This is a genomic window from Veillonella sp. S13053-19 (assembly GCF_002959835.1).
Lineage (GTDB): Bacteria > Bacillota > Negativicutes > Veillonellales > Veillonellaceae > Veillonella > Veillonella rogosae.
In genome coordinates this window covers 111510-123757 of sequence record NZ_PPDA01000014.1, presented here as the reverse complement: position 1 = coordinate 123757, position 12248 = coordinate 111510, and the positions used below count along the sequence as shown (strand labels likewise).

Below are 12248 nucleotides of genomic sequence, written 5' to 3'. Positions count from 1 at the left end.
AAAATTCGAACTGTTTCACGTGAAACATTATTCTGTTGGTTGGCCTTTCATAGTGATACCTGATACATCAGCAGTAGTCTTACTACCATCTTCCTCTGCCTTATTTTGGTCGTTAGTAGTTGCTTTTTCAGGTAATTTACGAGATGCACAGTCCTGTTGTGAACAAGAAGTACAGCCTCGTTTTGTTTTAAGGTCTTCATTTGCTGGCATTAAACCGATAATCGCCGTTACAGATTTACGTGGGAACAATAAATAGTTCTCCGTAACTTGTAAGCCGATTAGCTCTGTTTTAATAATATTAGCTAATTGAGGTTGAATCTCTAATGGCCAGTTGCCATAACCAGGGCTAAAGCGCCATGTTGGTTTATAACCTTGTTTCTTAGCGATTGTATTGATTACTTCGTTTACTTGATCCGCTACCTGTTCTACTGCTGTAGTTGCAGCTGCGTCAAGTAATAAGCCTACTGTATAATTGCCTTGTTTAAACAATTGTTCACTACGAATTTCTACATCTTCGCCTACTGTTACGCCTAGTACATAAACTTTTGTAGATTTTTCTAAGTGTTTTTCAATGATAGAACCTTCAATTTTAAGCGGTGGATTACTTAAAATTGTTTTAGTTTCTGCATCATAATCGTATTCTTGGTATACACCTTTAGGTGTAGCTAATAACTGGATTTCCTTACATGCTTCGTCAACGTAATTTTGTGGGAAATCCTCAGCGTGACGAAGTCCTGCGTATCGTTTTACTTCTGCTTTATCGATGGCAGGAAGCATTCCGTTATAGATGGGCATGGAAACGCCTCCTCTTCAAAATAAAAAGCTCTGCGTATCCGTAGAGCGTGTTTGCTTACTATTATTTGTATAGTTAGATCATATAGTCAATTAAACTATATTAAAGATAATCAATCTAATTACTACCTAGGTAATAGTATATAGATATGATGAAAGCCTGTCAAAGCTTATGGGGCCTGTATTCTCATATAATTTAGTACTATATAGATATAGCTTAAAGCTATATCTATATGTAGTTTTATAATAAAAGTTATTAGCTCATTTACACTACATATAGTAATAGATATTTTTAATCTATAATTTAGGCTTTGAAACTATTAGAGTTTTACTATAAACATAGTTAGAGTTGCATTACTTATACACCTACACGCCTACACACTTATACATTTATATTTTTATATTTTATAGTTTTATGCTCACACACACCTATACTCTTATACTCTTATATAAAACTCTAACTTACGATATTATCGTGTTTTGAATTAGTAATGCGATCTAAGTATCAATAAAAAAATTAGTTAAGTTTCGTTATTTCGTGTATATTTATATTAAAACTATATTTTTTTACCTAATATTTTTTGATTGTTTTTCTTAAATTTTTGTTTCTACTATTTTTTGTTGTTGGTGTAATTTCCACAACTGTTTTTCCTATGATTTCTAGAGTTATATTTGTTGGTGTTAGTACTATTATAATTTCTATTTTCTTTAGGTTTCACGTGAAACATTTTTATAAAAATAATATTCTGTTTTTATTAATAGAAAGAATTATTGTTTCACGTGAAACAATTGTAATTGTAAATCAAAATAGATTATTAAATTAGTTATTAACATATAAGCTAACTGATTCTGATCAGGAATTAAGTTTTAAAATATAATTACATATATAAATAGATTAATTTTAAAGAATTTGATTTGTAATTACCATAATTACAGTTGTTTTATGTTATAATGAAAAAGAACTATTTTGAACGAATATGCGAGGTGAATTAAGTGGGCAAAGTTATAGCTATTACTAATCAAAAAGGCGGTGTTGGTAAGACTACAACATCAGTAAATTTGAGTGCTTGTTTAGCTGATGCAGGCAAGAAAGTATTACTTATTGATTTGGATCCGCAAGGTAATGCAAGCTCTGGTTTAGGCATTGAAAAGGATGATTTAGAACTCTGTGTGCACGATGTTCTAATTGATGGTGAACCTATTGCTGATATTGTTCAGCCTACAATGCTTAAAAAGCTATTTGTGGCGCCTGCAACGATTCAATTAGCTGGTGCAGAAGTAGAGTTGGTTTCCGTTGTTTCACGTGAAACAATGTTGAAAAAAGCTTTGGCACCAGTGCGTGATGAATATGATTTTATTATCATCGATTGTCCGCCATCCCTTGGTTTGCTAACTTTAAATGCTTTTACAGCAGCAGATAGTGTATTGATTCCAATTCAAAGTGAATTCTATGCACTAGAAGGGGTAAGTCAGTTAGTTAAGACTATAACTATCGTACAGCAAACTTCTAATAAAGACCTTGAAATTGAAGGTGTGTTGTTGACTATGTTTGATGGTCGTACAAATTTATCTATTCAAGTAGCTGATGAAGTTAAAAAGTTCTTTGGCAGTAAAGTATATAAAACAATTATTCCTCGTAATGTACGACTTAGTGAAGCACCAAGTTATGGGGAGCCGATTATTGTATATGATCCAAAATCTAAAGGTGCAGATGTATATACTAAATTAGCCAAAGAAGTTATTAAAGCATCTAAGTCTAAATAAATGCTATATGTAAGGTAAGAGAGGTTAGTTATATGCCTAGAGAAGTTAAAAGTAAAAAAAGCAAAGCGTCCGGATTGGGTAAGGGCCTTGGTAATTTGATGAAAGTTGACTCTGTAGAGTCTGTATTGCCTGAAAAGGAAATACATGAATTGCCGATTTCTGAATTAGTTCCGAATGCAGATCAACCTCGTAAAAGTTTTGATGAAGATAGTTTAGCTACATTAGCTGAATCTATTAAAAATCTTGGTATTTTCCAACCAATCGTAGTACGTAAACAAAAGAATAAATACCAAATCGTAGCTGGTGAACGACGTTACCGCGCAGCTATTATTGCTGGTTTAGAAACAGTTCCAGTTATTGTAAAGAAATATAATACAGAAGAGATGACTGAAGTAGCCCTCGTTGAAAACTTGCAACGTGAAGGACTAGATCCAATTGAAGAAGCTTTGGCTTACCAAGGTTTAATGGATACGTATAAACAAACGCAAGAAATGATTTCTGCTCGTCTTGGCCGCAGTCGTTCTTATATTGCCAATATGGTTCGCCTTTTAAAACTTTGTGACTCTGTACAAAAAGACCTTATTGAAGGGGATTTAACAGTAGGTCAAGCTCGTCCATTGTTGGCACTTCGTAGCGCTGCTCAACAAATCGAAGCAGCTGAACGCATTAAAGAGGGCGAATTAAGTGCTCGTCAAGCAGAGGCTCTTGTTAAGTCTATGCAAAATAAATCCCCTAAGACTAAAACAAATAAACCACAAAGTACAGCAGAAGTACGTGCCTTGATGGATCGTTTAAAATTAAGCTTAGGATCTCCTGTAAATATCAAGTTCCGTGCTGGTAAAAAGGTACAAGGTAAGATTGAAATTGCTTTCTCCTCTGAAGCTGAATTGGAAAGACTGATCGCATACATGGATGGTCAAGACCAAACTGAAGATACAGAAGTAATGGAGTTCCGCGTATAGTATACTTTACATACTAAAATTAGCATTAGCCTATGTGAAATTAGTAATGACAAGTTGATAATATTTCTGTATAATGTAAATACAATTTACAATCCACGGTAAAAGCGTAGTCTACGGGCTGCGCTTTTACTGTATTTAAGGGTTTAGTAAAAGAAAATGATTCTAGTAAAAGAAAATGATTCTAGCACAAGAAAATAATTCTAGTACAAGAAAACAATTCTAGTACAAGAAAACAATTTCAGTAATACTAGAAGGTTTTTGTAAGATATATACGTTAAGTTACAAGGATAGACTATGGAACAAACACCTAAAGCAAACCGCGTTCATATAGGCTTTTTTGGCCGTTGTAACGCTGGTAAGTCTACATTGATTAATATGTTAACTGATCAGCCTGTGTCTTTAGTATCTGATGTGGCAGGTACGACGACAGATCCCGTGAGTAAGTCTATGGAAATCTTGCCCCTAGGTCCTGTAGTTATTACTGACACAGCAGGTATTGATGATACAACTGAACTCGGTGCATTGCGCATGGAAAAGACAGAAGAGGTTGTAAAAAAGATTAACCTTGCTGTCTATGTGCTTCGTACCGATGAAGAACCAACCTCTGATGACATGCATTGGTTAGGGCTTCTAAAACAGAATAATGTGCCTGTTGCATTATTCGTAAATGAAATCAATACAGAAAATAAAGAAAAAGTTGAAATCAATACAGAAAATAAAGAAAAAGTTGAATTAAATACAGCCGATAAAGAAAAACATGAATCAAATACATCTGCTTATATTAAATCTCATAAGGGATTAAGTGATCTTGCTACCGTAATTGGTTCAGCTGATTTTACTTCTCATGAAAAACGGATTGAATTGTTAGATTTACTTGGCGGTTTAACGCCGCTTGATGTAGAAGGGGAGCAAACACTGTTACAAGGCCTTGTGGAAGAGGGGGATGCTATCATTCTTGTGTGTCCTATTGATAGTGCAGCGCCAAAGGGTCGCCTTATTTTGCCACAAGTACAAACGATTCGTGAAATCTTAGATTACAAAGGCTTAGCCTTGGTGTGTCAAACAGAAGAGTTACCGTCTATGATTAACTCTCTTACACATCCACCTAAAATGGTTATCTGTGATTCTCAAGCCTTTGATCGTGTCGATGAATTGACACCGCATACAATTCCGTTGACCTCTTTTTCTATTTTGATGGCTCGCTTTAAAGGAAAATTACAGGACTTAGTAGCTGGTGTTAATGCCATTAAGAATTTGAAACCAGGTTCTAAGGTTCTTATTAGCGAAGGTTGTACACATCGTCGTCAATGTGATGATATTGGGACTGTAAAAATTCCTAATCTCCTTAAGAAGCAAGGTCATACGGATTTACAGCTGGAATTCACCAGTGGGGGAGCTTTCCCTAAAGACGTATCACAATATGATTTGATCATCCACTGTGGCGCTTGTATGCTCACACGCCGTGAAGTATTACGACGTATTGAATGTGCCGTTGTACAAGGTACGCCAATCGTAAATTACGGTGTACTCATAGCGGCTCTACATGGTATACTAGAACGGGCAATAAGCCCATTTATTGACGAAATAAAAGGGTAGATATAATTAATCTATCATTACGCATATTAAATTAAATTGCATGCAGTCATTTAACTTTCACAATTAGAATGGTATAATTAAGTGTTGGAGTTTTGATGATTGTATAGGAAGGAATATACATGTTCGAATCGATTCAACCGTGGATTGGTATGGCCACTATTGTTCTTGTTATCGCTGTATTGGTGTATTGTGTAATCTTACACATTCGTCTAGGCAGCTTGAAAAAGAAATACGATTTCTTTATGCAAGGGGACAATGGTGCGAGCTTAGAGCGTAAATTATCTGTAGAGGTTAGCGAAATTCGCGATGCTGCGAAGGGCCTTGAGTCCTTGTTGACTGAGCAAGCGGCTATCCGCAATACGCAGAGCAATACGATACAAAAAATTGGCTTTATTAAATATAACGCCTTTGAAAATATCGGTAATGATCTGTCCTTTGCACTTACCTTGCTCGATGGTAACAATAACGGCATCTGCATTTCCAGTATTTACGGTCGTAGCGAATCCCGTATTTTTAGTAAACCAATTGTGAAAGGTAAAAGTCTTGTTAGTCTTTCACAAGAAGAATTAGAAAGTTTGAACGAAGCGTTGGGCGAACGTACTAATGAGGAAGCGTTGACGAGCGCCATCGTTTCAAAATAAGGAAGGGTTATATTGAATTTACCGGCATTCATTTCAAACAAAGTTGAAAGAAATGGTGACAACTGCATATTGACGTTAACCACAAAGCAGGCGAAGATAGCAGCTATTGTTGGCTCTATCCTAATCATCGCGGCAGTGGTACTCGGCATTTGGGGCATCGTGCGACAAGCCGAGGTGGTGCAATTACGGCAACAAACGCAATTGCAATCAGAACAACTGAAATTGTTACAACAAAAAACAGAGGTTCTAGATAAGAAAATCCAAAACTTAAATCAAATTAGCGAAGAGAATAAGCAAATGCTAAAAGGCGCTGAATCTGGCACACCGGCTCAAGGTGGCGGGGATGGTAGCGACCCAAAGGCGGTAGCCGCTGATGATAGCGAAGTAAAGACGCTAACAGCGGCACAATTATCAGCTCGCTTGTCTAAAATGGACAAAGACGCGCAAAAATTGCTCGTTAGCTTCTATACGATGCGCAACATCCTTCGCGATGGTGGTGCACAAGACTTGATGGCATTGCAATCCATCAACTTCTCCGCTGGTTCTGGTGGTGCTGTGAACAGTACGACACCAAGCATCTGGCCGAGCAAGGGCGTTATTACATCTCCATTTGGTAGCCGTGTAGACCCTGTGACAGGTGCTATTGGGGCGTTCCATGAAGGTATCGACATTGCGGATGACTATGGTTCACAAATCGTGGCGACCGCAGCTGGTGTAGTTACGTTCGCTGGTTATACTGACGGTGGTTATGGTAACCTCGTTGAAATCGATCACGGCAATGGCTTCGTAACTCGTTATGGCCACAACAGTGCTGTACTTGTGACGGTAGGGATGAGTGTAAAACAAGGTCAGACTATTGCCTTGATGGGTAGTACTGGTAAAAGTACGGGTGCTCACGTTCACTATGAGGTACGCCTAAATGGTGCCCCTGTAGACCCTATGATTTTCTTGCCAATTAGTAACTAATCGTTGCATTATTTAGGACTCGACGATGATGTAATTCTCTAATTGTTGAGTAAATAATCTAATAGACTTCATATAAAAGAACTTGTTATATGTGCAAATGCACTATAGCAAGTTCTTTTTCTTTCTTTTTGCATATATATATTGTAAAATAAAAGTATATGAACGGAGGTATATCTATGAAGGCCTATGTACAAGTTTATACCGGCGAAGGCAAGGGCAAAACGACCGCTGCTATCGGTCTAGCAATCCGTGCCATCGGCGCTGGCAAGAAAGTCCTCTTTTTGCAATTTATGAAATCTAAAGTATATAGTGAACATACTATTTTACCTACCTTAACTAATTTAACGTTAGAAACTGTGGGCAAGCCATTCTTTATCATAAAAGAAGGGATGAAGAGCAAGGACGAACTCGCTAAATGGGGCGATGAAGTCGTTGTCTTTGAATCTGGCAATCCCCCTAAGGATTATGTAGCACTCATTGAAAAAGGCTACGAACGTGCTTTAGCTGCTATCGGCAGTGGTGATTACGATCTCGTCGTTCTTGATGAGTACAACATGGCACTCTTCTTTGAACTCATTTCTTGGGATAAAACAAAGGCGTTGCTCGATGCTCGTCATCCAGAAACGGAACTCGTATTTACGGGGCGTGGGGCTCCTCAAGAATTGATCGATGAGGCAGACCTTGTAACGGAAATGAAAGAGGTTAAACATTACTACCTTCAAGGCGTAATGGCTCGAAAAGGTATTGAAAACTAATCATAGGAACACCTAAGGAGGTGATGTGGTTGAGTACAGTGGCTATTGTGGCCCTCGTTATCGTGGCCATCATTGCAGCACTCATCTTGATTATCCTACTGACACCAATCACATATAGCATCGAAGTTGACGGCCGCACGCCTTATCGTGGCGAGGTGCGCGTTAAATGGTTATGGCGTGTATTTTCACTTCATTTAGCATACTTACAGGGTAAACCATTTTTTAAGGAATTATACGTTTTGGGCATGCTCAAGATAGGTCCTGTGAAAGACTATGAAGAATGGCTTGAAAATCGCGTTGATGAAGAATACCAAAAAGTAATGGACGATGATGATATGTCACAAGCAGAGGCTTTTGCTAAAGCTATGCAAGGGGGCGGACAAGGTCCTTCTGCAAGCTCTAATGGCACTAGCTTTGAAGATTTGAAGAGCTCTCAAGGTTCTACTACAACCTTTGGTGATGAAGAGTCACCAGGAGCGGGTAGTTCCCAAAAACAAAATGAGCGCGTTGAACGTCCTGCACCAGGTTCTAAAGATATGGATGCACAGGCTCGTGCTGATCGATATGACTCCATTCAGCAAGATCCAACGGCCCATATTCAAGACGATGACGAAGTGGTAAGTCGCGTTACTTTCAACAGTGACGGCTCCATTAAGGAAAAGGTATTTACGAAGGTAAATGATATCAAAACAACTGTAAAAAGTCGTTTTGCAAAGCCAGATCCAAACGATCCGGTAGCATCATTCAAGTCTGAAATTCCTACATTCTGGTTCATGAAACATGTACGAAATACAGAATTGTGGCGTCAGCTATTCCTTGTGTCAAAACGATGTTATGACCACTCTAAACCACGGGATGTGGCCATAGAAGGTCGATTTGGTATCGGTGACCCATATCGCATGGGGATTATTGCATCTATGTTGTACAGCATTTGGCCTGAACAAGCTGAGAATATTGAACTAGATTATGTGAACTGGGCCGGCGAAGGTAGCGGTCACATCAAAGGGCGCATAATTCTCGCTGTATTAGCTTGGCATGGTACTAGATTCTTGGTATCTAAACCAATGCGTTCCCTATTGGGTGAAAGCGCTCGCGTCTTCTGGGTTAAACGGAAAGAAGCAAAACAGTTAGAAAAGCTGAAAGCCGCACAAGGCCAAACAGCGTAAGGATATATTAAGTCAAACTAAGTAAATGAGCTGTATTAAGACAATATATAAGGTCTACAAATAATGTATATGTCATATAGAAGTAAATACATAGTATGAAAACCTAAGTATTGAACGTACAGTAATGATACTTTCACAAAAAGCGGAGGTACTGTGATGGAAAACAGTAATGTAAAAGAGAATTTGGAAGTCCTATTCGAGAAATTCAGAAATATGATCAAAGTGGAAACGGTAGTAGGCGAAGCTGTACAAATCGGCGATACTACGCTCGTTCCATTCGTTGACGTAACATTTGGTTTTGGTACTGGTACAAACCACAACACGGCGAACAAAAACCACGAATGTGGCGGCGGTGGCGGCGGTGCCAAAATGGAACCAAGCGCTATCCTCGTTATCAAAGGGGACCGCATTGAGTTGTTCAACATTAAGGGCAATCCTTACAGCAGCAGCTTCGATCGTCTCATCGGTTTGGTACCTGACCTTGTGTCCAAATTGAAATCCGATAAATACATCTATATTAACGATGAACAATAATTCGTTACTGAATTATAAATAATTGGTGAAAGCCTCAATACCCACATGTGTGTTCTGAATATGTCCGTCATGACTGCCCTAAGGGCTTCAGAGCATACCTGTGGGTATTGTTTTAATTTCTATAGACATTCATAAGCATTTCATAGGGCTTTATTATGCTATTTAACAGAGTCTTGTGAAAGTTAGCGAGATTTGATATAGTAAAAATAGTACACTATTTGATTGTATAGTGACACTTTTAATCGAGGAGGATTTCAGATGAAATTATCTAAAAAATTGACTACCTTAGCTATCGTTGGTGCTATCTCTGCTACTGCTGCAGTAGCAAGTGCTGCTAACATTGGCTTAGTAAATATGAGCCAAGTAGTAAATAGCTACCCTGGCTACGGTGCATTAGATATGAAAATGCAACAAGTAGACGCTCAATACCGTCCACAAATTGAGAAAAAAGTACAAGAAATTGAAAAAATTCAAGACTCTGCACAAGCAGAAGCTGAATTCAACAAAACTGTAGCTCCATTGCTTCAAAAAGAAAACGAAGAAATCAACAAAATTGCTCAACCTATGATGCAAGCAATTCACAACGCTGTTGAATCTATTCGCGTTGAAAAACAAATGGACGTAGTATTGGATGATCCGTACACAATCCGTGCGGCTGACGCTAACAGCAAAATCGAGAACATTACTAACGAAGTAATTAGCCGTCTTAAAAAATAATATGAAATGGCCCTTGTCTGATTTCAGATAAGGGCCTTTTTGAATTAAAGGACTTTTATAGTAAGATAGAGAAATATATTAACAGAAGTAGTCTGTATAGAGATAACATATAGTAGCTTACATTTATATTGTCACGTAAACTAAGGAGAGAGACTTGTCAGTTTTATATCCAATAGCTATTGCTTGTGATAATGTGTAAGCCATTCTAGAAAGGATTTATTATGAAAGATAGTATTGTGAATGAAGTTATGGAAATGGTCGATACATTCCTTAATTTAGTTACGATAGAGGATGAGCTTGATAGACAGTTAGCGGCAGCATATATTTTTGGAATGGTAAATGGGACGGCTCAAAAGGAGTCCCTTACACAAGAGGATGTCCAAGCCTTGATGGTTCATATTGGTATTGATAAACTTACTTATTCAGAGGAAGTAGCTTATCAAATGACGCAATTCGTTATTGATGCCACAGATGAGGAGTTTCACCCAACAGTAAATGCGATTATTCATAGAGGTTTAGAAGGTTATTTTTTATATTCTGACCAAGAATTTGATGCTCTTTCAGAAGATTTTAGTGAAGTTGTTCAAGTGGTAAAAGAAGATCTATAGTAGCAAATTAATATATTGTAAGTAGTATATAGGTGTTTTCTTTAAAATAGATTAGCTTATTTCAAATAAGGAGTGAGATCTAATGAAAAATTTTAAAGCATTAGCCACAGAGCGGTATTCAGTTCGAAAATTTGATACGAAGCCCGTTGAGCAAGAGAAATTAGATATCTTGTTAGAGGCAGCGAGATTAGCACCTACGGCTCATAATTATCAGCCGCAACGCTTACTTGTGCTTAATACGACAGATAGTCTTAATAAACTAAAAGACTGCACTAATGGCCACTTCAATGCGCCGTTGGCGATTATTGTTTGTTATGATAATGCAGTGAGTTGGAAGCGGGAATATGATGATGCGGATATGGGCGTTGTAGACGCTAGTATTGTAGGTTCTCACCTCATGTTTACAGTGGCGGATATAGGTCTAGGAACAACTTGGATTGCTCATTTTGAGCCTGCAAAAGTACGAGCCGCCTATGCTTTACCTGATAACATCATACCTATAGCGATATTCCCAATCGGATATCCTCATCCAGATTGCGTACCTGCGCCAGGCCATACAAAACGCTTTGATGTAAGCGATTTTACAATCTATAATTCCTTTTAACTGATGCGGCATGGTTTTAGTGCCCTAATCATTTATATAATGTATTATTATTAAGAATAGAGTATATTAGAGAGAGAATATGTTAAAAAATTTAGTAAAAAAATTCTTTGGATCATCAGAAGCGGTGTCTACAGGTGCTGAGACATCAAATATTTTATCTTTATATACTCTACAACATGCTGAGCATTTTAAATGTGCCTCATCAACTGACGAGTCAGCGATGTTTATTGATTTAAATTCCGTACGAAGTGTGGAGCATAATCCTCCAAACTATACCTTGCAATTTAATATGTATCTTGTAGAGTATAAAAAGAAACATACTATTGAATGGGTTGTTACGGCAGACTATGATTATGAGTATTCTGTTAGTTCCATTGTAAAAAAGGAAAACCTAAAAGACTATTCTCGTGAGCAGGCTAAACCAATTATCGTTAAACATAAAGAACAAGAATCTGGTATAAAAGGGATTGCTCGAGCGACTAAGTATTATGATTTTGATGGTAACTTAGAAACAGATCTTAAGGCTATGAATGTTAATGTAAAGCATGAAGGTGCCTTTGAGTACGGTGACCCGTTTTATACAGCGGCACATTATGCATTTGATAGGGCTTATCATGTGTTCTTCTAGTTGAAAGATACCGAATAGATAATATATAGATTAGATAGTACATAGATCAAATAGTACATAGATTAGATAGTACATATAAAAAGGACAGTTGATAGCTCAACTGTCCTTTAGTATGTTATTCAGGTTTATGGATAAGGTTTACTACGAATTCGCTGTCTTCAACAAGTGTTGCTTGGATGTAGTTGTCGCCGTTGAATTCTAATACTTGGCCTGGTACGAGTACGTGTTCTTCAGTTTCGTTAAGGAATACTTGTACTTTACCTTTTACTACTGTAAAAATTACGTTTGCTTCTGGGTGGTTGTGTTTTTCAACTTGTTCACCAGCTTTGCCGCCTTTTTTTACGATTACATAGTTAGGACCTTGGAATAATAAACCTAATTCTTGATTAACTGTGCCTGCCATAATAGACCTCCTAATTCTAGCTTTTTATGTTTTGAAAGCTGACGCTATCACTTAATTAAATGAACTTATGTTATTACCTTATGTTTATATTATAAATGATATTACTTATCAA

The 12248-nt window shown here is 37.5% G+C and carries 14 protein-coding genes; 12 read left to right on the top strand and 2 right to left on the bottom strand.

Annotated elements, in window-relative coordinates; translation table 11 throughout:
- Positions 1-27 precede the first annotated feature (27 nt).
- On the bottom strand, positions 28-795 hold the full coding sequence (locus tag VEHSUH06_RS09060) for a methionine synthase (protein ID WP_105098621.1): 768 nt from the start codon (positions 793-795) through the stop codon (positions 28-30).
- Positions 796-1785: 990 nt separating this feature from the next.
- On the opposite strand from VEHSUH06_RS09060, the gene VEHSUH06_RS09055 reads away from it, so the two are divergent.
- The 12 genes from VEHSUH06_RS09055 (at position 1786) to VEHSUH06_RS09000 (ending at position 11733) form a co-directional block, all read left to right on the top strand.
- Positions 1786-2556 (top strand): ParA family protein, encoded by a 771-nt coding sequence (locus VEHSUH06_RS09055; protein WP_105098620.1) that lies wholly within the window; start codon positions 1786-1788, stop codon positions 2554-2556.
- Between the two features lie 32 nt (positions 2557-2588).
- Positions 2589-3518, top strand: a complete 930-nt coding sequence (locus VEHSUH06_RS09050; protein ID WP_009351540.1) for a ParB/RepB/Spo0J family partition protein — start codon at positions 2589-2591, stop codon at positions 3516-3518.
- Positions 3519-3812: 294 nt separating this feature from the next.
- Positions 3813-5114: a [FeFe] hydrogenase H-cluster maturation GTPase HydF gene (gene hydF, locus VEHSUH06_RS09045; protein WP_105098619.1), complete on the top strand. Its 1302-nt coding sequence runs from the start codon at positions 3813-3815 to the stop codon at positions 5112-5114.
- Positions 5115-5233: 119 nt separating this feature from the next.
- Entirely contained in the window at positions 5234-5755 is a 522-nt protein-coding gene (locus tag VEHSUH06_RS09040) for a DUF4446 family protein (protein ID WP_105098618.1), read from the top strand.
- 9 nt (positions 5756-5764) lie between these two features.
- Positions 5765-6721, top strand: a complete 957-nt coding sequence (locus VEHSUH06_RS09035; RefSeq protein ID WP_105098617.1) for a M23 family metallopeptidase — start codon at positions 5765-5767, stop codon at positions 6719-6721.
- A 176-nt stretch (positions 6722-6897) separates the two neighbouring features.
- The gene (locus tag VEHSUH06_RS09030) at positions 6898-7476 is read left to right on the top strand and encodes a cob(I)yrinic acid a,c-diamide adenosyltransferase (RefSeq protein ID WP_009351575.1); all 579 of its coding nucleotides are present in this window, start codon (positions 6898-6900) and stop codon (positions 7474-7476) included.
- 29 nt (positions 7477-7505) lie between these two features.
- The gene (locus VEHSUH06_RS09025; protein ID WP_105098678.1) at positions 7506-8642 is read left to right on the top strand and encodes a hypothetical protein; all 1137 of its coding nucleotides are present in this window, start codon (positions 7506-7508) and stop codon (positions 8640-8642) included.
- A 156-nt stretch (positions 8643-8798) separates the two neighbouring features.
- On the top strand, positions 8799-9176 hold the full coding sequence (locus tag VEHSUH06_RS09020; RefSeq protein WP_009351604.1) for a GerW family sporulation protein: 378 nt from the start codon (positions 8799-8801) through the stop codon (positions 9174-9176).
- A gap of 258 nt (positions 9177-9434) precedes the next feature.
- A complete protein-coding gene (locus tag VEHSUH06_RS09015; protein WP_054747438.1) occupies positions 9435-9893 on the top strand; it encodes an OmpH family outer membrane protein in 459 nt (152 codons plus the stop codon).
- A gap of 221 nt (positions 9894-10114) precedes the next feature.
- Entirely contained in the window at positions 10115-10501 is a 387-nt protein-coding gene (gene imm48, locus VEHSUH06_RS09010) for an Imm48 family immunity protein (protein WP_105098616.1), read from the top strand.
- Positions 10502-10583: 82 nt separating this feature from the next.
- Positions 10584-11105, top strand: coding sequence for a nitroreductase family protein (locus tag VEHSUH06_RS09005; RefSeq protein WP_105098615.1), 522 nt, complete (start codon positions 10584-10586; stop codon positions 11103-11105).
- A gap of 79 nt (positions 11106-11184) precedes the next feature.
- On the top strand, positions 11185-11733 hold the full coding sequence (locus VEHSUH06_RS09000; protein ID WP_105098614.1) for a hypothetical protein: 549 nt from the start codon (positions 11185-11187) through the stop codon (positions 11731-11733).
- Positions 11734-11848: 115 nt separating this feature from the next.
- Here the strand turns inward: VEHSUH06_RS09000 and VEHSUH06_RS08995 are convergent, their stop codons facing one another.
- A complete protein-coding gene (locus VEHSUH06_RS08995) occupies positions 11849-12136 on the bottom strand; it encodes a cupin domain-containing protein (RefSeq protein ID WP_009351598.1) in 288 nt (95 codons plus the stop codon).
- Between the last annotated feature and the right edge of the window lie 112 nt (positions 12137-12248).